Here is a 26946-nt window from a genome sequence, read left to right on the forward strand (position 1 = left end):
TGATGAATCCAATCACGGGGTTCTGTTTTATAACGGTATAATTTCTACAATATGCAAAACCAATGTAAGGGTTATAAACCCTCTGTTACCATAGGGAAAAATCCCATATAATCTATAATGAACATGATCTCATGTTAGAAATGGCTTCAACTTTAAGAAATTGATTTTCATCACCTTAAGATAAAAGGGGGATCAAAATATATTCTCTCAATATTATGCTTTCAGGCTTTATGCAAGTTATTCTACTTCTTGATTCTTTTCTTCATCTTTAACTGGAGCTGGTTCATAGGCCCGGATAATTTGAGCGACAACTGGATGACGAACCACATCCTTGGCTGAAAAATGAACAAAGTCAATTTGGTGAATGTTCTTGAGTTTTTCTTGGGCATCAATCAAACCGGACTTGACGTTACGCGGTAGGTCAATCTGACTAATATCTCCATTGACAATCATCTTAGAATTAAAACCTAAACGCGTCAAGAACATCTTCATCTGCATGATGGTCGTATTTTGCGCCTCATCGAGAATAACAAAAGCATCATCCAAGGTCCGTCCACGCATGTAGGCAAGGGGCGCAATCTCAATGATTTCACGCTCCATGAGACGAGTCGTTTGGTCTTTGCCGAGAATCTGATACAAGGCATCGTAAACAGGTCGAAGGTAAGGATCCACCTTTTCCTTGAGATCACCCGGAAGAAAACCTAAACTCTCTCCTGCCTCAACTGCTGGACGAGTTAGGATAATCCGCTTAACCTGCCCACGTTTAAGAGCAGTCACGGCCAAGGTCACTGCAAGAAAGGTCTTCCCTGTCCCTGCTGGCCCAATTCCAAAGGTCACATCATGCTGTTTGACACTGTCCACATAAAGCTTTTGACCCAAGGTTTTGACACGGATTGGTTTCCCAGTATTGTCCTTGATGATTTCTTCTTCGTAAAGGGCGACAAACTTATCGATTTCATCGTTTTTGACCATGCTAATCGCAGTCACCACATCTGGTGTCCCAACCGTCATTCCTCGATTCACCAAAACCATCAATGCTTGGATAACCTGACGTGCTTCCTCACAGGCAGTCTCTTCTCCCAAAACCTGAACAATCTCCGTACGGGCATGAATCACCACATCGAGCTCTTCTTCCATCAAACGAAGATGGCGTTCATTGGAACCAAAAAGATGAAACAGGTCATCTGGATGACTCAGTTGAATGTCTATTGAATGTTCCTTCAAATAAAGAACCTCTCTAATCCGTTTATTTCTTTTTATTATAACAAAGAGAACAATAAAATACTAGCCTCATCTCATTGTCTCTAGTGTTCTAAGTATTCTTGCCAAATAGAGTCAAAATCCCCTAGGTTGAAAGAGAAACTGGCATGTTCCTCCAAAAAGCGACTCACCTCATCAAAATCATCCGTGTGTTTTGGAAAGGCTGACTCTTCAAAAGCGAGATCTGCCAAGATAGCTTTAGGACTGTTACTTTTAGGATTGCGCTCGGTCATGAGCCAAGTGTAAAATGATTTTCTCAATTCTTTCTCCTATCAAGAGTTTTTTGATGACACTTTTCTAATTCTTGAAAATTACTGGACTTAGCCTCTGAAACGTAGTGGTTTATAAAATCCGTTTTCGCATCAGTATAGGCGTCTCGATTGTGTTCAAATTTTTTCCACAAATCCAGTTTTAATTCCTGATACGCTTGGGCGATGTCTGGATGCTGACAGAGATAATCTCTAAAATAGATCTCGTCATGATCTCCCATCAGTCGCAAATGTAGATGAAAAACTTTTTCGGCAAAGCCCTGCTCTGTGTAGCCTTTATTTAGCGAAATCCTGTTAGGACTCTCCGACATCACTAGCCAACCATTCTTCACCAATAGATCCCTGACCTTTGCTAAATCCTCTATTTTGCCTACTTCTAATAGAATATCAACGATGTTCTTGGCCCAAATATTAGGGATAGCAGTGCTACCGATATGTTCTATTCTTTTAATGACATTTTCACCCAATATTTTTTTCAGATTTGCTTTTTCCGATTCATACCAGTCTTTCCACTCTGATTTATGCTCTACCAGAAAAATAGGAAAAAGTTGCCAGAGTTCCTCTAAACTCATTTCTTCAAGTTTCTTTATCATACTTAAAAAGCCTAAATCAACTCTGTCCCAAACTGGTCTTGTTTGATTTTACCAGCCTTCATCAAGCCACCGAGTGCTTTCTTGAACTGACCTTTAGAAATGCCAAAGGTTGTCTTGATGTCCTCTGGAGATGACTTATCATTCAAAGTCATGAAACCGCCATTGCTTTCCAAGTAAGTCAAAATCATCTGGGCATCATTTTCCAACATTTCAAATGAACGCGGCTTGAGGGAGAGGTTCAGAGTGCGGTCAACCTCACGGAAACCAATGACACGCGCATCTAACACTTGTCCCAAACGTGGCTCTGCGTAGCGCTCACTAGGATGGATAAAACCAAGCATGTTATTCTCTGGTAGATAGACAAAGGTTCCTGACAATTTGAGACGATAAACAATGGCTGACCAGTTTTGGTTCTGCATGTTGTTGTAGGCAGGACGAGCCAGACGTTGGAAGTCTTCTTGATAAGCCAATAGTCCCCAGATACGATCTTTCTTGTCCACCTCAAGACGGATGTAGAGTTGGTCACCCTTCTTAGGCCAGAGTTCCTTAAGTTCAGGGAGAATATCGAGTGACACAACGATTTCCTTGTCAGGTAGACCTGTATCCACAAAGACACCCAAGTCTTTACGAACTTCTGTTACGGTTCCCCAACCAAATTGGTCCTGAGTCGCAGTCACTTCTAGAGTGGTCAAGCGGAGTTTTTGCTTCATATCCGTGTAGGCAAAACCTTTGACCGTATCCCCTACTGTATGTTGACCTTCTTCCTTGGCAAGTGCATAGGTTTGACCATCCTTTTGCACAAAGTAAAAACGGTCATTTTCATCGATGATGAGTCCAACGATAAAACTTGCAAGATTTGTATTCATATTTCCTTCTTTCGAATAAAACTCAGCCAGCAATGCCAACTGAGTTTTTCTGTTTATTTTTAGACTTCCAAGAGTTCTTTTTCTTTGTTGGCAGTCATGTCGTCGATGTGTTTGACAGCATCGTCTGTTACTTTTTGAATATCTTTTTCAAGAGTCTTCAATTCGTCTTCAGTGATTTCTTTTGCTTTTTCTTGTTTCTTTGCTTCATCCATAGCGTCACGACGGATGTTACGAACAGCTACTTTGGCATTTTCACCGACCTTCTTCACTTCTTTAGCAAGGTCACGACGTGTTTCCTCAGTAAGAGCTGGGATAACCAAGCGGATCACAGAGCCGTCATTAGCTGGTGTAATACCAAGATCAGAAGCGTTCAAGGCACGTTCGATGTCTTTCAATGAAGACTTGTCAAATGGTGTTACCAACAAGACACGCGCTTCTGGAATAGTAATTGAAGCAATTTGGTTAAGAGGAGTTTCGACTCCATAGTATTCTACATAGACACGGTCCAGCAAGCTTGCATTGGCACGACCGGCACGGATACCACCAAATTCACGAGCAAGTGAGTGGTGAGACTGAGTCATTCTCTCTTTAGCTTTTTCAATAATTGCGTTAGCCATAATCTTTCTTATTCCTTTTCTTCGATATTATTTGAAACTGTTGTTCCGATATTTTCACCAAATACGACACGTTTGATGTTGCCTGGTTGGTTCATGTTGAAGACAACCAAGTCAATGTCGTTATCCATTGAGAGGGTTGAAGCGGTTGAGTCCATGATACGAAGACCTTTATTGATAACATCACGGTGAGTCAATTCTTCAAACTTAACGGCTGTCTTGTCTTTCTTAGGATCGGCATTGTAAACACCGTCGACACCATTTTTAGCCATAAGGATGGCATCTGCTTCGATTTCAGCTGCACGAAGTGCCGCTGTTGTATCGGTTGAGAAGTAAGGTGAACCAATTCCGGCACCAAAGATAACGATACGGCCTTTTTCAAGATGACGAAGGGCACGTCCACGTACGTAAGGTTCAGCCACTTGTTGCATAGAAATAGCTGTCTGCACACGCGTATCTACACCAACTTGCTGCAATGAATCTGCCATTACAAGAGCATTCATAACGGTCCCAAGCATTCCAGTGTAATCTGCCTGAACGCGGTCCATACCTGCCTCAGCAGCAGGTTCACCACGCCAGAGATTTCCTCCACCAATTACAAGGGCAATTTCGATCCCTAGACTATGAACTTCTTGAATCTCTTTTGCAATTTTTTGAACTGTTGGGATATCAATTCCTACGCCACGTTCGCCTGCAAGGGCTTCACCTGATAACTTGATTAAAATACGTTTATACTTGGGGTTCGCCATTTTTACTCTCCTTTTTTCATCCTACCTATTTTATCACAATTTCTAAGATTTTTATAGTATCATGAGCAATTCTTTCAAAAAAATTAGACAGTTAAAAATTCCTCTAAGTCAGCAAGAGCACGCTCTGCAATTTTTTCATAACGATCCTTCTTATCACGGATACGCTCACCTTCCAACTCCTTGATAATCCCGAAATTGACATTCATCGGTTGGAAATGCTTGCTGTCCGCATGGGTGATGTAATGAGCCAGACTGCCAATCGCTGTTGTCTCTGGGAAAATAGCTGCGCTTTCTCCCTTGAAAAGACGAGCCGCGTTAATACCTGCAACTAAGCCTGAAGCTGCTGACTCGACATAGCCTTCCACACCCGTCATCTGACCAGCAAAGAAGAGATTGGACTGTTTCTTAGAACGATAGGTCTGCTCAAGAAGATTTGGTGAATCCATGTAAGAATTGCGGTGCATAACCCCATAACGGACGAACTCAGCATTTTCAAGACCTGGAATCATTTGGAAGACACGCTTTTGTTCTCCCCATTTGAGGTGGGTCTGGAAACCGACGATATTGTAGAGGCTACCAGCCGCATTATCCTGACGGAGCTGGACAACCGCATAAGGTGTTTTAAATTCACCATCACGCGGGCCTGTGTAGTCATCTGGATACTCCAGACCAACTGGCTTCATAGGACCATAAAGCATAGTTTTAATACCACGCTTGGCCATGACTTCGATCGGCATACAACCTTCAAAGTACTTTTCTTTTTCAAAAGAATTGAGAGGAGCTTCTTCCGCATGAACCAAGGCTTCATGGAAATCCATAAACTCTTGTTTGGTCATAGGAGCGTTGAGATAGGCCGCTTCTCCCTTATCATAACGGGACTTGAGATAAACCTTACTCATATCAATGGTGTTGACATCGATGATAGGTGCCGCCGCATCGTAGAAATAGAAGCCATCGCCGCCATTAAGGGCATGAATCTTTTCAGCTAGGGCGTCGCTGGTCAAAGGACCAGTAGCGACAACCGTAATAACATCTGTCGGTAATTCTGTAATTTCATCACGCACCACCTCAATCAAGGGATGGTTGGCTACTTTCTCGGTCACCATTTGAGAGAAACCGTCACGATCCACTGCAAGAGCTCCTCCTGCAGGAACACGAGTAGCCTCAGCAGATTCCAAGATGACCGAACCCAAGCGACGCATTTCTTCCTTGAGAAGCCCAACAGCATTGGTTAGAGCATCTCCACGAAGAGAATTGGAACAAACCAACTCTGCAAAATTGTCTGTTTTGTGCTGGGGTGTTGACTTGACACCACGCATTTCATAGAGTTTAACTGGAATACCACGTTCTGCAATTTGGTAGGCAGCTTCAGACCCCGCTAAACCTGCACCGATAACATTGATATAAGATTGAGACATAAGACTTTTTTACCATTATGAGAGTAAAATCCGAAGAGAACAATTCGCTCCTCCTTTTCTTAGCTATTAGTAACAGCCTCCCATAAGCTTTCTATAGATAATCACTCTTACTAGTATAACAAAAAAAGGGAAGAAGGCAAACTTCCCTGTTTAGTCATTTTCTTGATTTTTTTCCCATTCGTGGTAGGCTGCGTAGAGCTGACTTTTATTCCACTGGTAGAGTTTCGCAACTTCCTTAATAGCTTGATTTTTCTTCATGCCTTGCTGGATACGAGCTTGAATTTCTAAGAACAAGTCCTCCTCGTCTTTTTCCTCCACATCCTGACTAGCACCTTCAACGATGAGAAGGCACTCGCCTTTGAGTGAAGTTTCAGCCATGCTTTCCAGCAATTCAGAGATCTTTCCTCTTTGGTATTCTTCATAGATTTTGGATAATTCTCTAACCAAGACTACTGAGCGGTCACCGTAGACTTCTAGCATATTTTCTAATGTATCTGCCACACGATGGGGTGATTCGTAGAAAATCTGAGTTTCTGGATACTCTTTTTTTGAGTCGAAAAATTGCTTTTGCTGGCCTGATTTTCTCGGTAAAAAACCATAAAAGATATGTGGTTGTGGCGCTAAACCACTAGCAATCAAGGCTGAAATCCCAGCAGAGGCACCTGGAACCGTGACAACAGCAATCTCTTCCTCGATGGCTGCCTTGACTAAATCGTGACCAGGATCCGATATGCTAGGCAGCCCCGCATCCGAAACCTGAGCAATACTCTGCCCCGCTTTCAGAAAACCAATCAAATCAGGAATTTTTTCCTTGGCATTGTGCTCATGAAAACTGATCTGCTTGGTTTGAATATCAAAATGCTTGAGCAAAAGACCAGTATTGCGCGTGTCCTCAGCAGCAATCCAGTCCACCTCTTTCAATGTCTGGATGGCACGAAAGGTCATATCGTCTAGATTGCCAATCGGCGTTGCTACTAGGTAAAGTTTGCCATAGGGAGACTGCCCCTTAAAACTTTTTTGAATTTGCATGCCTACTCCCTATACAACAACTCGTCACAGAACATACATTCCTCGTCCTGCTCTCGACGCTGTCCATAAAAATCATTACATACATGAAACCCGTCCTTATAAATCCTACGGACGCTTTCACGAACATGCTTGGCCTTGACGGGAGCATCTGCTTCCACCTCACCTAAGCGTTCTCGTAACTTACTATTTTCCAAGCGAAGAGCTGTATTTTCCTCTACCAGGCTCTTGAGATTTTTCTTGATGGCTTCCACATCGGCCAAGGTCACCAATAACTGTTGGGAAAAATCGTCCAGCGCATCAAATAATTCTTTCTTATCCATAAACCAGCCCTTTCCTTTCTTTATTCTTCATTGAGTTTATATTTCTTTCAAGACCAGATATTCCATGGCATTTTGAAAGCTAACATTGGCTTGCCACATTTTTCTAGCTTCTAGCAAATCTTGTAAAATCTGACGAATCCTTGCTTGCAAGAAATCCTGTCCACAGAGAACTTCGAGGATGCGCAAAACCTGATCTTGTTTTTCCTTGTCATCTGCCAAACTCGCTAATTTAGCTACTTGGAGATAACTTTCTTTTTTCTTGGCTACTAACCAGGTCAGTAAGCGCTCGCTTTCATCAACTATAGTCCAAAAGCTTGCCTGATTTACCAACTTTTCAGCTTCAGCTTGTGATTGACTAAACTGAGCTAAGAGAATCGCTTTTTTCTTGACCAGACCGGCTTGTTCTAATTGATGGATGAGCTTTTCTTCTTGCTTTTTAAAGTGAAAAATCTGGGTCCGACTACGAATGGTCGGTAAAATCTTTTCCTCATCACTGGTTAAGAAAAAAATGTAAACTTCACTCTGGGGTTCTTCAATGACCTTAAGCAGAGAGTTGGCTGCGTTGGGATGCATTTTCTCCGCCTGCTCGATGATAAAGACCTGTTGCTGGCTTTCAATCCCTGCTTGGGAAAACTGCCCCACCAATTCTCGAATCCGTTCTGTCTTGATGACCTGATTGACTGGCTTAATCAAGGTGACATCGGGAAATTCTTCCTGTTCAATCAGCTTGCAATTTCGGCATTTCTCACACGGTAAAACACCTACCTTATCCCTACAAAAGAGGCTCTTAGCTAAAAATTGCGCCATTTCCAAACTTCCAAAGAAACCTGAAAAAAGGTAGGCGTGATTGAGCTGCCCTTGTTCTAGGATACGGACAAAACGGTCAAACTGCTCTGGTTGCCAAGCCTTTAGTTGATCTTGTTTCATTTTGCCAATCCCATTCTCTCAAACAAGATAGCCTTGGTAGTTTCCACAACCTCCTCCAAAGGGAGACTGGCATCAATCTTGGCAATACGATTTCCTTCTTTTTCCAGAAGAGAAAGGTAGCCTTGACGGACTTTTTTATGCAAGTCCAAACCTTCCAAGTCCAAACGATTGACCTCACGATTGCTATTAGCAGCAATGCGAGCCATTCCTTCTTCCACCTCGATGTCAAAATAGAGTGTCAAATCGGGTTTGAGACCATCTGTTGCAAAGTGATTGAGCCAATCAATGGCTTCAATATCCAAGCCACGACCAAATCCCTGATAAGCAACGGAACTATCGATAAAGCGGTCCATAATGACCAACTTACCAGCTTGAAGAGCAGGCAGAACTTTTTCCACCAAGTGCTGTCTGCGACTAGCGATATAGAGAAGGAGCTCTGTTTTAGGATCCATCTGAGTATGACTTGGATCCAAAATCACTTGACGAATCTTCTCCCCAATCAAGACTCCGCCTGGCTCACGAGTTGTCAGCACCTCTACTCCTTTTTCCTCTAAAATTGGGAGTAAAGCCTCTAAAACACTGGTCTTTCCTGCTCCCTCTGGTCCCTCAAGAGAGACTAAAAATCCTTTTGACATGTCTAACTCATTTCTTTTTTTCTACCTTCTATTCTATCAAAAAAATGGGGTTTTGTGACAATCTTTTTGCGTCCTCTCTATTCAATCGACCATAAAAGAGGCTGGAATTCATCCAACCTCTCATTTACCTAGTTCTTGTGTTCGTTTATAGGCTTGATGAACTGCATCCATGACTGTGCCTCTAAAGGCATGTTCTTCCAGACTTGCTACACCAGCGATAGTCGAACCTCCTGGGCTACAAACTTGGTCTTTCAAGACTCCAGGATGTTGCTGACTTTCGAGGACCATTTGTCCAGCGCCGACTACTGTTTGGGCTGCCATTTTCAAAGCCATTTCTCGTGGCAATCCTGTCTGTACACCCGCATCTGCCATAGCCTCGATAAAGAGATAGACAAAAGCTGGTCCACAACCTGCGAGACCTGTCGCTGCATCGATTAAGCCATCTCCAAGATCAACCAAGAGACCAGCCTTGGCTAATAATTGACAAAAGAGTTCACTGTCCTCAGCACGACAGTTTGCGGACATGGCATAACTAATCACTCCTTGGCCGATAGCCACTGGAGTATTGGGCATAATGCGAATGATTCGGTGGTGACTCGGAAGAAGTCTTGCCAGTTTTTCCAAGGTCAATCCAGCCGCCATTGAAATCAAAAGAAGACTCTCTCTTTTTTCAAGGATGGTCTGATATTGAGCAAGCAGTTCAGAAAACTGAGCAGGCTTAACTCCTAGAAAAACCACATCTGCTTCTGCAAAAATTTCTTCATTGCTGGAAGCCTGACCACCGAAGTTAGCAATGAAAGCATCCACCTTGGTTTGACTACGATTGGCAAGGAGAATCTGAGCACCCGTCTTGGCCTGCAAGACAGCCTTGGCCAAGCTAGCTCCCATATTCCCCAAACCGATAAATCCAATCTTCATCTCTTACTCCCTTATCTGTCCGTCACCAGTAACCACATACTTGTAGCTAGTCAACTCTTTCAGGCCCATTGGACCACGCGCATGCAGTTTCTGAGTAGAAATCCCCATCTCACATCCAAGCCCAAATTGCCCACCATCAGTGAAACGCGTTGAGGCATTGACATAAACCGCTGAAGAGTCCACTTGATTTGTAAAGTAAGCCGCAGATTCAGCATTTTCTGTCACAATGGCATCCGAATGATGGGTACTGTGGGCTTCAATATGCGCAACCGCTTCTTCTAAACTGCTAACGACCTTAACCGCTAAGATATAGTCTAAAAACTCGGTGTCAAAGTCTTGAGCCTCAGCTGCTCGACCTGAAAGAAACTGACTTGCTTTGCTATCTAGGCGGAATTGAATCGGTTCCAGTCCAACTTCTTTTCTATCTGTAACCAGAACTTGCTCCAAACGAGGAAGGAAGCTTGCTGCCTTGTCTTCATGAACCAGCAGAACCTCCATAGCATTGCAGACAGAAGGACGACTGGTTTTAGCATTGTTGATGATGGCTAGAGCCTTGTCTTCGTCTGCATCCTTATCTACATAGACATGGACAATCCCAGTTCCTGTCTCAATAACAGGCACGATAGCATTTTCAACCACGGCATTGATCAAACCAGCCCCTCCACGAGGAATGAGAAGGTCTAGATAACCCTTAGCCTTCATCATGGCATAGCTACTTTCTCGACTGATATCTTCCACTAGTTGAATCACATCAGGATGAATGGTAGTCGTCTCCAAGCCCTTCTTCAAAGCTGAGACAATAGCATGGGCAGTTTGATAGGCATCTTTACCACTACGAAGAACGACCGCATTTCCACTCTTAAGAGCCAAGGCAGCCGCGTCAGATGTCACATTTGGACGGCTTTCATAGATAATACCGATAACACCCATAGCCACACGTTTCTTGGTAATAAGCAAGCCATTATCAAGATGACTTGTCTCTAGGACTTCACCAATGGGATCTGGTAAAGTAACCACTTCACGAATCCCTCTTGCCATCGCTTCTATACGTCCCGCATCCAAATAAAGACGGTCCAGCATGACATCTGAAATTTTCCCCTTGGCTGATACCATATCGAGGGCATTGGCCGCTAAAATCTCCTCAGTAGCTGCCAATAAATGATCAGCCATGGCTAGCAAGGCTTGGTTTTTCACTGCTTCACTGGCTGTGTTGATCGACTTTTTAACAGCCTGTACTTGTTCAAATTGTTCTTGTATCCTTACCATCGCTCACCTCTAAAATTCTGTAAAGAGTAGCTGGATTTCAGGAGTGATGGAAATCCAGTCATCACGGTGAATCAAGACTCCCTTGACTTTTTGAGAACGGAGCATATCTTCTAGGGCTGAGACACCAAATTGGACTCGTCCCTTTCCAAGAGATTGACCTGTTTCTTTATCTGCTACTGTAACAATATCATGGTAAGAGAAGTTGCCTTCCACTTCTACCACACCTGATAAAAGGAGACTTTTTCCGTTTTTTGAAAGTGCTTCTGCAGCTCCACCATCTACCCAAATCGTTCCCTGACTTTGAGCATAGAAGGCTAGCCATTGTTTCTGAGTACGAAGTCCCTTCTCTTGCGCAACAAAGAAAGAACCATCCTTGGTCTCTTCCGCTGCCTCAATCAAGGCATCTGATTTCATGGACGAGCAGATATAGACTGGCACCCCTGACTCCGTTGCGATCGTAGCTGCTTTGATTTTTGTTAGCATACCCCCAGTACCATTAGACGAACCTGCTCCACCAGCCATATCAATAATCTCACGATTGATAGTCTCGATTTTCTCAAGACGTTTGGCTCTTGGATCTGAGTTGGGATTTCCAGTATAGAGACCGTCCACATCTGTCAAGAGAACCAAAAGGTCAGCTTGAACCATAGCCGCTACCTGAGCACTTAGAGTATCATTGTCCCCAACCTTGAGTTCAGCAATAACAACACTGTCATTCTCGTTGATGATAGGAATGGCACCACGATGAAGCAATACAGACAAGGCCTGATGGGCATTCTTATAGCGACGTTTATCTACAAAATCATCCTGTGTCAGCAAGATTTGCGCAGAGACGATTTGGCGCATGAGGAGGTTGGTTGTGTATTCTTCTAGGAGCAAACCTTGTCCTACTGCAGCCGAAGCCTGCTTATCTGCAATCTTGGTCGGACGTTTTTTAAAACCCAAAGCTCCAAAGCCAGCCGCTACTGCCCCAGAAGATACCAAAATCAACTCATGCCCAGCTTCATGCAACATAGCTAATTGTTGGGTAATGGCCTTTACTTTACTCCTTGATAAACTTCCGTCTTCATTTGTCAAGGACGAAGTCCCCACCTTAAAGACGATTCGTTTGTAGTTCATATTCTCACTCCGATTCTTCATATTTATCCATTATAACATGAATGCTTTAAAATAGAAAAGACTTGAAATAAAAAAGGTTGAGACAAGGCATCTCAACTCTTTTATCTATTCTCAGTTTGACGCAATCTTTCCAGCGTTTCTTTAAAAATCTCTGGAATATCTGCTGTGAATTCCAAGGTCTCACCTGTTCTCGGATGGGTAAAACCTAGAGTTTTAGCATGGAGAAATTGTCCATGTCCTTTCAAGGTCTTGCGAGGACCATAGACCTCATCCCCAGCGACGGGATGGCCAATATAAGCCATGTGAACACGAATTTGGTGGGTACGCCCTGTCTCCAGTTGCAACTCGAGCAAACTATAATTACCAAAACGTTCCAAGACCTGAAAACGGGTCACTGCTGGCTTCCCTTTAGCAGTCACAGCCTGTTTCTTACGGTCTTTTTCACTCCGACCAATCGGCGCTTCAATCACACCACGATCATTGGGAAGATTGCCATGAACAATCGCCCAATATTTGCGGAGAGACTTTTTATCCTTGAGTTCTTGGGCAAGTGCTAAGTGGGCCTCATCATTCTTAGCAATCATGAGAAGACCTGACGTATCCTTGTCAATGCGGTGAACGATTCCTGGGCGGAGAACCCCATTGATACCTGATAAGTCCTTGATATGGTACATGAGGGCATTGACCAAGGTTCCACTGGTATGACCGGCGCTGGGATGAACCACCATACCCTGTGGCTTATTGACAACGGCTACGTCCTCATCTTGGTAGATAATTTCCAGAGGAAGGTCCTCGGCAACATACTCCAAAACCTCTGGTTCTGGCACATGATAAGTGACGACATCCCCCTCTTGGACAGTGTATTTAGCTTTCTTGACTTGGCCATTGACCAAAACTTGTCCTGCTTTGATTTGTTCATTAGCGAGACTACGTGATAATTCTGTCAGGTCCGACAGAGCCTTATCAAGACGTTGCCCACCCGTTTCAATTTTTATTTCCATTTACTTCCTCTTTAAGCATTGCAATTAATAAAACGATGACACCAACCGTCAAATAGCTATCAGCCACATTAAAAATCGCAAAGTTGATAAAGTCTAGGTGAAACATATCCACCACAAAACCTTGACTCATTCTGTCGATAAAGTTGCCTAGACCTCCCGCGATTATCAAAGTCAGTCCAAAAACCAGCCAGAGAGAATCCTCCATGTGTTTATGTAGATACCAAATAGCACCGACCATGACGACCAGTGTAATGACAGCAAATAGCCACTGCTGGTCTTGCAACATGGAAAAAGCCGCCCCACGATTTTGCAGATAGGTCAAGCTAACGAGACTGGGTATCCAAGAGCGCACCTCACCCAGTGGAATCTGCTGGACAACATAATTTTTGACCAACTGATCCAGCCCAATCAAAAGCAGTACAATCACTGCCACTATTCCTCTTTTTTTCATGATTTCCTCTTCTGATCAAAATATTCTTGCATAACCTCAACGAAGAGTGTCCCAGCTTGACTCAGCTCCACTTCTTCACGTTTGACATAAACCATGCGGTTATCTAAATTATCCTTGAGACGAATAACTGTAATGCCATTAACACTGTCACTATCTAAAAATCCAGACCCAGTCGCATAAGCATCCGTCCGCTCCAAAATACCGTTCAAGGTAGCACGGTCCGTCACATTGAACATCTGGGAGCTAGCACTGGTATCGACAAAGTTCTCTGAATAGTAAAGGTACTCGTCCTTTTCCTGAGTAAAGCGAACTGTTGGTAAATCAGCTAAATCCTCCATGACCAGTTCTTCTTTTTCCGCCAAGGGATGTCCTTCACGCAGATAGATGTGGGTATGAAAAGGAATCAGCTCAATGACTTCGAGACCTAATTTTTCAACCCGTTGCATGATGCCCTTTTGGTTTTGGTTGTTGAGGTAGATAATCCCAATCTCACTGTGACCCTGAGCTACTTCGTCTAAGATTTGAACTGTAGTAGACTCAAAAATACGGAAGCTCTTATAGTCAGGATAGCGCTCTGAAAAAGCCGTAATAGTTGGTGGTAAGAAGTCATAGTGCTGACTAGCAATAGAGAATTCATCTTTTTCTTCCTCAGGATTGGCATACTGATTTTGAAAAACATCAAATCCTTTGACCAATTCCTGCGCTTTCTCGTAAAATTCCATACCACGACGGGTCAAGAAAGTCCCTGAGCTGGTCCGACGAAAAATCTTAAAACCTAGCTCTTTTTCCAAATCACGAACAGAAATTGACAGACTCGGCTGACTAACATACATCTTTTCAGCAGCTTCACGGAAAGTACCACTATTGGCAATAGCCACAACATAGCGTAATTGTTGAATGTTCATCTTTTACCCCCAACTTCTCTATCTGTTCATTATACCATAATTCAGAAGTTTTCCACAAAGGAAAAAGAATATCCATCATAAAATTCAACTACACTCAAATCGGGTATATAGAGCTAATAAAAACATAAGATTTCATCTATAATTTCCCAGAAGTTCGACACAAGAATACATTCTTTTAGAAGTTATCTGTTATGACAATAGAGTCTAAAATCATAAATTAGGGGAATAAAGAGCCCGTTTAAAAAAGCTTTCAAAAAATGTTGTTTTACTTTCAACTCAAAGATATTTAATCATTAGCAAACCTTGAGAAGGTCAACTCCCACTGGATTCCTTACCCACTTAAAGTCAAACTAAAAGGACTTGGCCCTGTACAATACAGAACTAAATCCTTTACTTAAATTAGCTGTCTAACTTTTGAGAGTCAGTACATTGGAAATTTTTTATTTCACAGCTTCTTTCAAGGCCTCTACCTTGTCCAAACGTTCCCATGGAAGGTCAATATCTGTACGTCCCATATGTCCATAAGCCGCTGTTTGACGATAAATTGGGCGTTTGAGGTTCAGCATATGGATAATTCCTGCAGGGCGAAGGTCAAAGATTTGACGAGCCGCTTTTTCAAGTTTGCTTTCAGCTACTGTGCCCGTACCAAAGGTATCGATACGGACAGAAACAGGCTGGGCAACACCGATAGCATAAGCCAATTGAACCTCTGCCTTTTTAGCTAGACCCGCTGCAACAATATTTTTGGCAATATAACGAGCCGCATATGAGGCTGAACGGTCCACCTTAGTCGCATCCTTACCAGAGAAGGCACCACCACCGTGACGAGAGTAACCACCATAAGTATCCACGATAATCTTACGACCAGTCAAACCTGAGTCTCCTTGAGGTCCACCGATGACAAAGCGACCAGTTGGATTGATGAAGAATTTTGTTTGCTCATCCAAGTAAGAGGCTGGAATGACCTCTTTGATAACCTTGTTAATAACATCATTGTGAATTTGTTCGTTGCTGACTTCTGGATCATGCTGAGTAGAAATAACGACTGTATCCACGCGCACTGGACGGTCATTCTCATCGTATTCAACAGTCACTTGGGATTTGGCATCTGGGCGAAGATAGCTGATTTCACCAGACTTGCGAAGTTCTGCCAAACGACGAACCAGTTTGTGGCTAAGTGAGATTGGCAATGGCATGAGTTCCTCAGTCTCATCCACAGCAAATCCAAACATAAGACCTTGGTCGCCAGCTCCAATCAAGTCCAATGGGTCTTGATCTGCATTTCCACGAACTTCCAAGGCTTCGTTAACACCTTGAGCAATATCTGGAGATTGTTCCACTAAAGACGGATGGACTCCCACCGTCTCCGCAGAAAATCCATACTCGGTATTGGTATAGCCAATCTCTGCAATGGTATCACGAACTACACGGTTAATATCCACATAGGCATTTGTAGAAATTTCACCAAAAACATGGACAGAACCTGTATATACAGCTGTCTCAGTAGCAACGTGCGCCTCTGGATCCTTAGCTAAAATAGCATCCAAAATCGCATCTGAAATTTGGTCTGCAATCTTATCCGGATGCCCCTCAGATACAGATTCAGACGTGAATAATTTACGTTCTGACATAAAAATGTCCCCCCTTAAAAAATATTGTTATAGAGTTACAAAGTACTGGTAGATATTTCTATTGTCTAAGAGTTACGACGCGAAAGAAATAAAAACGATACTTTTTTATTTCTGAAGCTAGTAAGGCGCATAGGGTGACCGCATTATAGCGGCAACCGTAGAATGACGAGCGACTTTGGAGCCGTCATTCTTTGCGAGTTACAAAGTACTGATAGATATTTCTACCATCTTATCGGGACTATATAACCTTATCATTATACCACTTTTTAATTTTTTTTGCAGTATTTTCTCTAAGTCGAAAAAAGAACCTTACGGCTCTTTTTTCGTCATAAAAATTCGGCTTGTATTCTACAATACGAAATATATACCTATGCTTCTATGCATAGGTATACATACTACCTACTTTTTATTATCTGCTTTTATTTTCTCATGATATTTTTACAAACAATCTGCCAGTTTTAGGTTACTGTTCCTTTGACTTTCTATTGCTTACAGTTAAGCCGAGTCCAGCTATTAGGAGGCCAAGTCCAGCAATACCATAGTTCGCTGTATCATTACTTCCTGTATCAGGGAGTTTAGCTGATTCTTGTTTATGAGCTGTAGCTACTGGAAGAGAGGTCGTTTGAATCGGATTCTCTGTCTGAACAACTGGTAATGTTGTACGACGTTCTAAGTAAAAACGATAATTATCTTTCGTTACCTTATAATTGTGTCCTTCAGTCACAGTTTCTACAATCCATGTAGTTGCATCCTTAGTTAAAGAATCAGCTAAGTTATGATCAATATCCATTAATCGACCTTCAGATACAAAATCTTTATAGCCAATACCAATCACCTTCGAAGTTGCAACAATTCTTTCGATTTTTGCGGCTTTCAAAGACGCAAGAGTATTCGCAATCGTTGGAATTGAAGGATCCTCCTTCATTGGAGCATCTGTCAACAATACGACAAACTTTTTATTTTTAGGTGACTTAGACCAGTCGTAGGTTGAAACAATTTGTGTAAGAGCAGGTGTAGGTGTTTCAGGGAAGTCTCCACCATGTGCAATCTTAATGCCTGCTAAGGCTTTTTCAAGCTCAGCTGGGTCAGAGGTAAAATAAGATCCATTAAATTTTGTTAAAATTGTACCCTCATCTGCTTCTCCACTTTTACGTCCATATACTTCATCACTAAAGGTAGCTAATCCAAAACGTGCTGCTACTCCATCTTTAGTAAGATTTCTTGCAAACTCATTGATATTGTTACGGACAGTGTCAATAGTTCGATACATAGATGCTGAACGGTCAACAACAAAAACGATATCGGCTGATTTAGATTCTGAAATCGTCCTTGTCGCTTTCTTGATTTCGACTGTAGTTGTTTTATCAACACGTTCATATTGGGTATAAGAATTTCCATCTTCATCTTTCCCGCTCACTGTACTCTCAGTTGTTTCAGTCTTTGGAGCAGGAAGTTCTTCGCTTTTTACAGGTGCCACTTCTGTCTTTGTGACTTCGACTGTTGCAGTTTCTTCATGAATCTTTTGGTTACCCTCTTGGCGTTCTTTCACGTCAATAGGTGAAACCTTCTTAGAAACGTCTACAAGTTCTCCAGGTTTTGCATCTGATTTGTTAACGACTGGTTTTGCCTCGTCAGCTTTGATTTCTGCTACAGCAGTTTCGGCAGCAGACATACTTGCTTCGGTTTTCTTTACTGTTTCAGTTGAAGTAGACGCTGTTTTTGTTGCTTCATCTGCAGACACTTGTCCGACCTGAGCAAAAGCAAACAAAATTGCTACAGAAGCCAACCCAACTTTCATTTTACGAAATGAAAAACGTTGTTGTTTCATAAATGTTTTATCCATAGAAGTCCCCTTTTCTTTTCACGGATCAAATTATATAATCCGATTGTTTTATAGTATAATAACACAAATTTGTATAGTTTTCAATTTTTTTCTTACATTTTCGATATCATATCGAACTAAAAATAAATTTTAAGGCTATTACTATTTTATTTGTCAAATTATTTTAAAGATATAATTATTATACTTTTTGAATAATTTTTAAAAAGTTTGGCGTTTGGCTTTCCGTTCAGCACGGCCACGCGCCCGATTTTCAGCACGCTTGGTTTTGCGACGTTTTTCATCCACCGCCCATTGAATCTTCTTCTTATAGCCTGGTTTGACTTTTTTCTTTTTCTTTTTAACCAAGCCAATCATTTCAATATCAAGCTTATCCTGCTTCTTTTCACGGTTGGCACGACGATCACGATCATAGGTATCTTGAAACTCTCCGTCTTTGACCATCTTAGGAGTAAACTTGATTCCTAGTTTCTCCAACTCACGGATATCCGAGTCATCACTTGGCTGGTAAAGGGTAATAGCTGTACCAGGAAGACCATTGCGTCCAGTACGTCCCACACGGTGAACAAAGAAGGACAAGTCTTGCGGAATGGCGTCATTGATGACATGACTGACACCTTCAATATCAATTCCACGTGCTGCCAAGTCTGTTGCAACAATATACTCAAAATCAAGATTTTTCACCTGATTCATGATTCTCTTGCGCTCGCGAGGGGCAATATCTCCATGAATCTTCGCTACCTTCAAACCTTGAGCAGTCAAATAAGAATGCAATTCATCTGCACGCGTTTTGGTGTTAACAAAAATCATTGCCAAATACGGTTGCATGACTTGAGTCAACTGGTAAATTTGAGCATTCTTGTCGCGGCCCTTGGTCGAAATCAACCAGTTATCAATCGTATCTGAGATGACTGTCTTGGTCTTGATTTTTTCCATGACAGGATTTGACAAGTATTTTTTCAAGAACGGTTGTAATTTTTGTGGAATTGTCGCTGAAAAGACCATGAATTGCAAGTCTTTTGGAAGGCTCCCTGCAATCTTATCGACTGTCTCCAAGAATCCCATATCCAAGGTCATATCGGCTTCATCGACGACAAAGGTCTTGGCCTTGTGAATAGCCAAATCACCAGATTTGACCAAATCATAGATGCGACCTGGCGTTCCGATAACGATATGTGGTTGGTTGCTGGCAAGTTTTTCAATCTGACGCGCCTTATCCGTCCCACCCACATAATTAACCACACGAACTTCGACATCTGAGTGAGCTGCAATCTGACGAGCTGCTTGGTAGATTTGAGTAGCCAACTCACGACTCGGTGCAGTAATGACCGCTTGCACACTATCGCTAGTTTCATCTAATTGCTGGAAAATGGGGAGTAAAAAAGTATGAGTCTTTCCTGAACCTGTTTTTGACTCACCGACCAAGTCTCGACCTGCTAAGACAATAGGAATTAACTTATCCTGTACCTCTGTCGGAGTTGTAAATTCCATCTCCTCCAAAGCCTTTTCTATATAGTTTTTAAACTGAAATTTCGTAAATGACATATTATCCTCGCTTCTATTCATCTAACCATTATACCATATTTTGAGCATTTTCAGTAGTTCAACTAGTCTGACCTATCACAAGGCTATCAACTTCTCTAAATACCACTCTTAGACTTGAAATCACACATTTTATTTCTATCCAAAATTCAAAAAGAGAAGACCAAATTGGTCTTCTCTTTGCCTTAAAGCTAGTGACTCAGATAGATTTGTCAAACAGTCAAGCAGATGCTTAAGAATCTTTTAAAAGTCGATATACTCTAGATAAAATCAGTACTTAATCATCTTCCCGCTTGCGACCAAGAAGTAATCCTCCTAGACCTGCAAGAATAGCACTTGTCGTTGCTCCCTCAATTGAAATTAGAGAAGTGCTACCTGTATTTGGCAAAGTCGCTTGTTTAGTCTTATCTCCTGCAGGAATTGGAACAGCTGGCTTATCATTTGCAACAGGTTTTCTTTCAAGCTTCTTCTCTAACTGATCCGTTTGAACTTTAGCTGCTGAATCAGTCTCTTGAGTTGGCTTCACTTCTGGAGTCACTGGTGGAACTGGACTTGGCTGAGGTTGTGGCTGTGGACTAGGAGCTTGCTTGGCTTCAAAGCCCCACTTACCAACTAAGGTCAGATTTCCTCCCTCTTCCACTTCTTGATAACCTAGGAATGTCCATGTACCATTTGCAACAGCAACTTCTACAGGCATCGGTGCTTCTGGAACAAAAGTAATCGCTGCAGAAGAACTTGTAGTATATGTTCCACTTTGTGGAAGTAAACTCAATACTTCTGTTGGCAAGTTATTGTCTGCTGTAGCACTCTCGAAGCGGTAGGTTGCTTTATAGGTTTCAATTACCGGTGCAGGTAAAACATTAACTGGTACAAGAACTTTAGTAGAAGAACCATCTGGATAATCAACACGAACTGTACCGCTATAAGTACCTGGTTTTGTAGTATCTATTTGATCCGCAGGCGTGATATCTACTACCTTAGTGCCAGCTGGAAGGCTTGGCAAGTTCGTCACATTATCGGTCAAGTCTGGTGTTTCTCCAACCTTGATAGTTTCTTCCGTTACTTGAGGCGTATAAGTTTCAGCATTTGTCGGATTCGCCTTGAATTCCCATTTTCCTACAAACTCTACATCAGCCTTGTTGACAACGGCGCTAGCTGCATCATAGCCCTTGAAGGTCCAAGTGCCATCATTCACTGAATCTGTGTATGTGGTTTGTGATGGTTGCTGAGCGGAAACAGTATTACCATTTTCATAAGTTGCACTGTCGCTTGGAGTCAAAGCGGTGATGGCTGCTGGAAGTGCTTTATCCGTCGTTGCGCTCTCGAAGCGATAATTTGCTTGATACTTGTTGGCTCTAAACTCCCACTGACCAACAAAGGTAACATTTGTCTTATTGACCACTGCACCAGCTGGAATATACCTCTTAAATTTCCATATCCCATCGTTCGCTGAATCTACGTAAGTGGTTTGGATTGGCTGCTTAGCCGAAACTGCAACACCATTCAGATATGTTGCACTGTCGCTTGGAGTCAAACCTGTGATTTCTGCAGGAAGTTGCTTACCTGCTGTTGCGCTCTCGAAGCGGTAATTTGTTTGGTACTTATTGGCTTCAAATGACCATTTACCTACAAACTCTACATTAGCCTTGTTCACGACTGCATTATTTGCAGCGTAGCCTTTGAAGGTCCAGATACCGTCATGTACCGTGTCTGTGTAAATCGTCTTCGCTGGCTGTTTAGCTGAAACAGGGTTACCATTCTCATAAGTTACACTATCATTTGGAGACAAGGCTGTAATAGCTACTGGAAGATCTTTTCCGGCTGTCGCACTTTCGAAGCGGTAACTTGCTTGATACTTGTTGGCTCTAAACTCCCACTGACCAACAAAGGTGACATTTGTCTTATTGACCACTGCACCAGCTGGAATATACCTCTTAAATTTCCATATCCCATCGTTCGCTGAATCTACGTAAGTGGTTTGGATTGGCTGCTTAGCCGAAACTGCAACACCATTCAGATATGTTGCACTGTCGCTTGGAGTCAAACCTGTGATTTCTGCAGGAAGTTGCTTACCTGCTGTTGCGCTCTCGAAGCGGTAATTTGTTTGGTACTTATTGACTTCAAATGACCATTTACCTACAAACTCTACATTAGCCTTGTTCACGACCGCATTATTTGCAGCGTAGCCTTTGAAGGTCCAGGTACCGTCATGTACCGTGTCTGTGTAAATCGTCTTCGCTGGCTGTTTAGCTGAAACCGCTGCGCCATTCACATAAGTTACACTATCATTTGGAGACAAGGCTGTAATAGCTACTGGAAGATCTTTTCCGGCTGTCGCACTTTCGAAACGGTAACCTGCTTGATACTGATTCGCCTTAAATGCCCACTTACCTGTGAAAGTCAAATCAGCTTTTTTCACAATCTTACTTTTGGCATCGTAACCAGCGAAAGTCCAGGTACCGTCGTTCACATCATCTGTGTAAGTTGTTGTAGTCAACTCTTCTGGTACAACCTTTTGCGTGTTGTAATAGCTTGAGCTATCTTTTGGTGCTTTCTTCTGGATAAATTCAGGCAAATCAACACCAGCCGTTTCGCTCACAAAAGCATAGCTTACATGATGTGGTCTAGGCGTTACTTCCCAGATACCCGTAAATGTCACGCGATTGCCATTATACGTCGCATTCTTCTGATCGTAACCTTTGAAGGTCCAGACATAATCTTTTTCTTCTTCAACTACTGATTCTTTAGCAAGTTGCTTGGCTACAATGGTATCACCAACCTTATAAGAAGCCTCATCACTTGGGAGCATTCCCAAAATACTTTGTGGCAATGGAACACCTGCTTTAGAAGATTTGAATACATATTCTGGATTTGGAGTAGGTACCCAGCTTCCAAGGAAAGTCTGTCTACCTTTTGCTACAACGATTTTTTCTTTATCGTATCCTGCAAATGTCCAAGTTACCTTGTTTGCTCTGTCAACATAAGTCGCTTCACTTGGTTGCTCAGCGTCTACTTCTGTAAGGAACAGACCGCCCATTTTATAATCAATTGGGTTTTTCGGAGTCAACTTGGTGATATGATCTGGCAATACGAAATCAGGATCAGTTGATTGGAACTGATAGTCTATACCATTTGGCGTAAAGCTCCAAGATCCTGTGATGGTCTTCACTTTCGTACCTACAATAGCTTTTCCGTATTTATCCGCATCAAAACCATGGAAGGTCCATGTACCTGTCGGAACTGTTACTGTGGATGTATCAAGTTTGCTTGCATCTTTATAATCGTCAGCTCTTGCAACGAAATCAGTGCCAGCTGGAAGCATATCGCGAATCTTATTGGGCAGAGGATAGATCGGAGTTGAGTTCTTAAATTTATATTCTACTCTGTAGGTAGTATCCGTCTGTTTGGTAGAATCCTCAGGCAATTTTCCTTTAGAGGAAGTGTCTCCAGACTCTACTTCTTTTGAAGGAATCTTATCCTTTCCCAAGATGATTTTCGGTTTTTTATTACGAAGTCCCGAATTAACGAAGGTTACCAGATTTCGATAAACTTTATCAATTTCTTCTTGCTTGGTTGCAGTTTGAAGCACACCATCAGCGGCTGTCATCACGCCGTTCAAGATTTCTAGACTATCGTCTGTCTTACTTGAGAAGTCCTTGCTACGCAAGTTTTTGAGGTAGTTCTCTAAAGTGCTCTTGTTTAGACTTGCATTTGCTGTCGCTGGTTGAACAGTGGCTACAGCTGACTGAGCATTTTTAAAGGCAATCGAATCTGTCGCTTGACTTGTCTCTGTCGCAGCAGATTTCTGCATTTCACGGCTAGACTCTGCTTGAGATATTTCACCAGCCTCTGCCGAAACTTGAGACTCTAGTTTCTGCTCCACCTTCTCTGTCACCGCAAGTTCATCTGCATGAGTTACCTGAGTCGCTCCAAGAGAAGCCGGAGCAAATAAAAATCCAATTGCAAGGGAGACAGTAGCAACTGACAACTTGCGAATTGAATATTTTATCTCTCTATCCTGAAAAAACATTTCAGCCCTCCTTTTCTTTTATAACTTTTATTCTACCATAACTGACTGATATTATCGAATTTTTGCTCTAAATCTTTTAAAAATTATCTGGCGATATTTTTTTATAATATACAACTATTTTAAAAGTTTATTCTATAAAATAATTATAATAATAAACTTCTGTAGATTTAATTTTACTTGATTCTACAAGACATATCAAAAGGGGGAGAACAAATTTTGTTCTCTCCCACTATTAGCTTTTCAACTTCTACTACAAATTTCAAAGAGTTTTTTATCAATATCGATAGGCTATTTTTCTTCTTTATCAACCTTCTCATTGTCTTTTTTTTCTCGTGCTAATCTAAGGGCACGTTTGGGATTGAGACGATTAAACAATTCTTCTAGTTTCTTTTCATTCCATACGTCTGCTGCGGAGACAAAATTTCCATCTGCATCTCGGAATGATATCGGTTTATCTCCCATATCAATCTCCTAGTCTACAAATTCAAACTCAAATTTACCGATTCGAACCAAGTCTCCATCTTTGGCACCACGCGCACGAAGGGCTTCGTCAACTCCCATACCACGTAACTGACGAGCAAACTTCATGACAGATTCGTCACGGTCAAAGTTGGTCATGTTAAAGAGTTTCATGAGTTTTTCACCAGAAAGTACCCATGTAGCATCATCGTCACGGCTAATTTCAAAGGCTTTTTCTTCCTCATTAAAGCCATAGTAAGCTTCTTCTTCCATATCAGACTCGTCATAGAGCAAGAACTCTGGAGTCTTATCTAACAATTCAGCTGTCGCATCCAAAAGGGGTGCCAACCCTTGTTTGGTTAAACCAGAAATAGGGAAGATGGCTGGAAGTTCTTCAAACTCATCGTAGTTTGCTGCCAAGTTCTTCTTGAAGGCTTCCAGATTTTCCTGACTTTCAGGCATGTCCATCTTGTTAGCTACGATGATCTGTGGACGCTCCATCAGACGAAGGTTGTATGATTCCAATTCTTTATTGATAGCAAGATAATCTTCGTAAGGATCACGTCCTTCGCTGGCCGACATATCGATGATATGAAGGATAACTCGAGTGCGTTCAATATGACGAAGGAACTGAGTCCCCAAGCCGACACCCTGACTAGCTCCCTCAATCAAACCGGGAAGATCCGCTACGGCAAAAGATTCACCTGATTGTGTACGAACCATGCCTAAATTAGGGACAATAGTCGTAAAGTGGTAGGCACCGATTTTGGGCTTAGCAGAGGTAATCACGCTAAGAAGGGTTGATTTACCGACTGAGGGGAAACCTACCAAACCGACATCCGCTAAGATTTTTAATTCTAGTTGCAACTCACGTTCCTGACCCGGCTCTCCATTTTCCGAAATTTCAGGTGCAGGATTTTTTGGTGTTGCAAAGCGGATATTTCCACGACCACCTCGACCGCCATGTGCCACGATAAATTCTTGGCCATGCTCAATCAAGTCTGTAATGACTTTACCTGTCTCTGCATCGCGTACAGTCGTTCCTTGTGGTACGCGAACACGAAGGTCTTCTGCACCACGCCCATGCATTCCTTTGGTCATCCCTTTTTCACCGGATTCGGCCTTAAAATGACGGTTATAGCGGAAATCCATCAAGGTACGCAAGCCTTCGTCTACAACGAAAACAACGTTACCTCCACGTCCGCCATCACCACCCCAAGGACCGCCATTCGGGACATATTTTTCACGGCGAAAGGCAACCATACCATCGCCACCATTACCAGCCTTGACCTTAATCTTGGCTGTATCTAAAAACATACTCATATTTTCTTCTCACTTTAAAAAGGACTGGAAAATCCAGTCACTAAACAATCCTGATTTATCACATTTTATAGATTACTCAACGCACCTATTGCTGTTGCAAAAATACCAAGCAAACTTGCAAGCAACATGACAATAACAATCAATAATGTTAATTTTTCAAACATTGTTTTTTTACGTTTTCCTTCATCTCCGAAAGCCATGTGGTCTCCTTTTCAATTTATTTTTATTTTTTAAATTATAGCTTAATAGTCTGTAGAGACTGGCGCAATTATCCATAGGATTATGTAAGCAAGTACCCCTGCCCCATAACAAAAGGCAAGAACTCCCCAAATCACACGGACAATGGTAGGGTCAATATCAAAATAATGGGCTACACCTGCGCAAACACCTCCAATTTTTTGATCTCTACCACTTCTCATAAATTTTTTTGCCATATTTTATTCTCCTATATTTTTACTAATCTCTCCAGTAATCCCGGATGCTAGACAACTGCTTTTTAGAAGCCTTTAATATTCGTTTGGATTCTTTAACTGGAGCTGAAACAGCCTGCTGAGGTAGATAAAGAACCGTCTTCAGGAATCGCTGTGTCATGGGTTCGTCGCCACGTAGCTCCTGCTCAAATTTATTTGAAATAATGGCATCGAGATAAAACTCATGGACTCGTTTCCCAAAATTCTCAGCAGAAATCTCATACAACTTGTCAGCCAACTTCTGCTCATCCATATCCGGAGTGGCAATCAAAGCCTCCAAGATGGCACCTGCAAGTTCCTGTTCTCCATAGTAGAGGGTTCCAAACATCTTGTCACTAATCAGATTATCCAGATAAGGATTGCCATGAGCGATGACAGGCGTTCCACTGGCTAGACTCTCTAGATAAGTCAGGCCTTGGGTTTCACTAGTGGATGCAGAGATAAAGAAATCTGCCGCCTTATAGTATAAGGCTGTTTCACTTGGGGCTATCATACCAGTAAAAATCACCTGATCTTGAATTTGCAACTGGACTGCTTGTTCTTTCAGACTGTCCAGATAAGGACCGTCACCAGCAACAACCAGTTTCACCTTGTCTTCTTCTTTCAAAACCTGCGCAAAGGCGGCCAGAACCGCTTGAATATTCTTCTCATAGGAGATACGAGAAAGACTCAGTAACATTTTCTCATCTTCTTGAATTCCAAGTTTAGATCGAAGGGCAGTTAAATTTTCTTCTTTAATCTCAGGTCGTTCAAATTTAGCTAGCTCAATACCAGTTGGGATAACACGTTTTTCAACCTTGACTTTGTACTTAGAGAGAAGGTCCCGAACAATCTCACTAGGACAAATCACTCCGTCCACATCGTGAAGAAAGCCCCGTACCAGATATTTTACCATACTTGGCCGAATCAGCATACCCTTGGCAATGTAATGTACATAGTCTTCGTACTGGGTATGGTAGGTATGAATAACAGGAATTTTCAATTCTCTTGCAATCCAAATCCCTAGTAAACCTAGCGAAAACTCTGTTTGCGTATGAATGATATCTAGCTGATACTGTTTGGCAATTTCAAGTGCCTTTGTAAAGCCACGATAAGCAAAACGTCGATCCTTAAATGCAAAGAAGGGAACACTCGGAATTCGGATAATTTGCCAATCCTCGTAGCGGTTCACGTCTTTATCAGTGGTTGTAAAGATAAAAACTGCATGTCCTTGCTTTTCAAGCTCTGTCTTTAAGGTTCGAATACTGGTCGCAACCCCAGAAACCTGAGGAAAATAGGTGTCAGTAAATAAACCAATTCGCATAGATTACC

General features: G+C 42.2%; 26 protein-coding genes and 1 pseudogene. 1 reads left to right on the forward strand and 26 read right to left on the reverse strand.

Going from position 1 to position 26946, the window contains the following annotated elements; all coding sequences use genetic code 11:
* Positions 1-237: 237 nt before the first annotated feature.
* The 17 genes from DF216_RS00945 to DF216_RS01025 form a co-directional block, all read right to left on the reverse strand.
* Positions 238-1224: a PhoH family protein gene (locus tag DF216_RS00945; RefSeq protein WP_129325648.1), complete on the reverse strand. Its 987-nt coding sequence runs from the start codon at positions 1222-1224 to the stop codon at positions 238-240.
* A gap of 80 nt (positions 1225-1304) precedes the next feature.
* Positions 1305-1520, reverse strand: a complete 216-nt coding sequence (locus DF216_RS00950) for a YozE family protein (protein ID WP_001232085.1) — start codon at positions 1518-1520, stop codon at positions 1305-1307.
* Positions 1517-2122 (reverse strand): GrpB family protein, encoded by a 606-nt coding sequence (locus DF216_RS00955; RefSeq protein WP_129325649.1) that lies wholly within the window; start codon positions 2120-2122, stop codon positions 1517-1519. Before DF216_RS00955 ends, DF216_RS00950 begins: the two co-directional genes overlap by 4 nt.
* An 11-nt stretch (positions 2123-2133) precedes the next feature.
* Positions 2134-2988, reverse strand: coding sequence for an RNA-binding virulence regulatory protein CvfB (gene cvfB, locus DF216_RS00960; protein WP_129325650.1), 855 nt, complete (start codon positions 2986-2988; stop codon positions 2134-2136).
* Between the two features lie 59 nt (positions 2989-3047).
* Complete coding sequence (gene frr / locus DF216_RS00965; RefSeq protein ID WP_129325651.1) at positions 3048-3605, reverse strand: ribosome recycling factor; 558 nt, start codon at positions 3603-3605, stop codon at positions 3048-3050.
* Positions 3606-3613: 8 nt separating this feature from the next.
* Positions 3614-4351, reverse strand: coding sequence for a UMP kinase (gene pyrH / locus DF216_RS00970; RefSeq protein WP_129325652.1), 738 nt, complete (start codon positions 4349-4351; stop codon positions 3614-3616).
* An 83-nt stretch (positions 4352-4434) separates the two neighbouring features.
* Positions 4435-5769, reverse strand: coding sequence for a methylenetetrahydrofolate--tRNA-(uracil(54)-C(5))-methyltransferase (FADH(2)-oxidizing) TrmFO (gene trmFO / locus DF216_RS00975; RefSeq protein ID WP_129325653.1), 1335 nt, complete (start codon positions 5767-5769; stop codon positions 4435-4437).
* A gap of 150 nt (positions 5770-5919) precedes the next feature.
* Entirely contained in the window at positions 5920-6798 is an 879-nt protein-coding gene (gene rsmI, locus DF216_RS00980) for a 16S rRNA (cytidine(1402)-2'-O)-methyltransferase (RefSeq protein WP_129325654.1), read from the reverse strand.
* Positions 6799-6800: 2 nt separating this feature from the next.
* On the reverse strand, positions 6801-7118 hold the full coding sequence (gene yabA / locus DF216_RS00985) for a DNA replication initiation control protein YabA (RefSeq protein ID WP_000358227.1): 318 nt from the start codon (positions 7116-7118) through the stop codon (positions 6801-6803).
* A 36-nt stretch (positions 7119-7154) separates the two neighbouring features.
* Entirely contained in the window at positions 7155-8045 is an 891-nt protein-coding gene (locus DF216_RS00990; RefSeq protein WP_129325655.1) for a DNA polymerase III subunit delta', read from the reverse strand.
* Entirely contained in the window at positions 8042-8680 is a 639-nt protein-coding gene (gene tmk, locus DF216_RS00995; protein WP_129325656.1) for a dTMP kinase, read from the reverse strand. Before tmk ends, DF216_RS00990 begins: the two co-directional genes overlap by 4 nt.
* Before the next feature lie 120 nt (positions 8681-8800).
* Positions 8801-9598, reverse strand: a complete 798-nt coding sequence (proC, locus tag DF216_RS01000; protein WP_129325657.1) for a pyrroline-5-carboxylate reductase — start codon at positions 9596-9598, stop codon at positions 8801-8803.
* Between the two features lie 3 nt (positions 9599-9601).
* Positions 9602-10864, reverse strand: a complete 1263-nt coding sequence (locus DF216_RS01005) for a glutamate-5-semialdehyde dehydrogenase (RefSeq protein WP_129325658.1) — start codon at positions 10862-10864, stop codon at positions 9602-9604.
* A gap of 9 nt (positions 10865-10873) precedes the next feature.
* Positions 10874-11983 (reverse strand): glutamate 5-kinase, encoded by a 1110-nt coding sequence (gene proB, locus DF216_RS01010; protein ID WP_240659309.1) that lies wholly within the window; start codon positions 11981-11983, stop codon positions 10874-10876.
* Positions 11984-12084: 101 nt separating this feature from the next.
* The gene (locus DF216_RS01015) at positions 12085-12984 is read right to left on the reverse strand and encodes an RluA family pseudouridine synthase (protein WP_129325660.1); all 900 of its coding nucleotides are present in this window, start codon (positions 12982-12984) and stop codon (positions 12085-12087) included.
* Entirely contained in the window at positions 12968-13435 is a 468-nt protein-coding gene (gene lspA, locus DF216_RS01020; RefSeq protein WP_129325661.1) for a signal peptidase II, read from the reverse strand. Before lspA ends, DF216_RS01015 begins: the two co-directional genes overlap by 17 nt.
* Positions 13432-14340 carry a LysR family transcriptional regulator gene (locus tag DF216_RS01025; protein ID WP_129325662.1) on the reverse strand — a complete coding sequence of 303 codons (909 nt, stop codon included), beginning with the start codon at positions 14338-14340 and terminating at the stop codon, positions 13432-13434. Before DF216_RS01025 ends, lspA begins: the two co-directional genes overlap by 4 nt.
* On the opposite strand from DF216_RS01025, the pseudogene DF216_RS11135 reads away from it, so the two are divergent.
* Positions 14333-14434, forward strand: a pseudogene (locus tag DF216_RS11135) (AraC family transcriptional regulator); the annotation flags it as partial. The gene DF216_RS01025 and the pseudogene DF216_RS11135 sit on opposite strands and share 8 nt — an antisense overlap.
* A gap of 346 nt (positions 14435-14780) precedes the next feature.
* On the opposite strand, the gene metK reads toward DF216_RS11135, so the two are convergent.
* The 9 genes from metK to DF216_RS01075 form a co-directional block, all read right to left on the reverse strand.
* On the reverse strand, positions 14781-15971 hold the full coding sequence (metK, locus tag DF216_RS01030) for a methionine adenosyltransferase (RefSeq protein WP_129325663.1): 1191 nt from the start codon (positions 15969-15971) through the stop codon (positions 14781-14783).
* A 463-nt stretch (positions 15972-16434) separates the two neighbouring features.
* Positions 16435-17814 carry a VWA domain-containing protein gene (locus DF216_RS01040; protein WP_129325664.1) on the reverse strand — a complete coding sequence of 460 codons (1380 nt, stop codon included), beginning with the start codon at positions 17812-17814 and terminating at the stop codon, positions 16435-16437.
* A gap of 198 nt (positions 17815-18012) precedes the next feature.
* On the reverse strand, positions 18013-19356 hold the full coding sequence (locus DF216_RS01045; RefSeq protein WP_129325665.1) for a DEAD/DEAH box helicase: 1344 nt from the start codon (positions 19354-19356) through the stop codon (positions 18013-18015).
* A 274-nt stretch (positions 19357-19630) separates the two neighbouring features.
* Complete coding sequence (locus tag DF216_RS01050) at positions 19631-23383, reverse strand: SHIRT domain-containing protein (protein WP_129325666.1); 3753 nt, start codon at positions 23381-23383, stop codon at positions 19631-19633.
* A gap of 288 nt (positions 23384-23671) precedes the next feature.
* The gene (locus tag DF216_RS01055) at positions 23672-23845 is read right to left on the reverse strand and encodes a hypothetical protein (protein WP_061453516.1); all 174 of its coding nucleotides are present in this window, start codon (positions 23843-23845) and stop codon (positions 23672-23674) included.
* A 9-nt stretch (positions 23846-23854) separates the two neighbouring features.
* Positions 23855-25165, reverse strand: coding sequence for a GTPase ObgE (obgE, locus tag DF216_RS01060; RefSeq protein WP_129325667.1), 1311 nt, complete (start codon positions 25163-25165; stop codon positions 23855-23857).
* A gap of 65 nt (positions 25166-25230) precedes the next feature.
* Entirely contained in the window at positions 25231-25365 is a 135-nt protein-coding gene (locus DF216_RS01065; protein ID WP_061453515.1) for a DUF4044 domain-containing protein, read from the reverse strand.
* A gap of 42 nt (positions 25366-25407) precedes the next feature.
* Positions 25408-25599: a PspC domain-containing protein gene (locus tag DF216_RS01070; RefSeq protein ID WP_162279173.1), complete on the reverse strand. Its 192-nt coding sequence runs from the start codon at positions 25597-25599 to the stop codon at positions 25408-25410.
* Positions 25600-25621: 22 nt separating this feature from the next.
* A complete protein-coding gene (locus DF216_RS01075) occupies positions 25622-26938 on the reverse strand; it encodes a glycosyltransferase family 4 protein (protein ID WP_129325668.1) in 1317 nt (438 codons plus the stop codon).
* Between the last annotated feature and the right edge of the window lie 8 nt (positions 26939-26946).

Source organism: Streptococcus oralis (genome assembly GCF_004127215.1).
GTDB lineage: Bacteria > Bacillota > Bacilli > Lactobacillales > Streptococcaceae > Streptococcus > Streptococcus oralis_BD.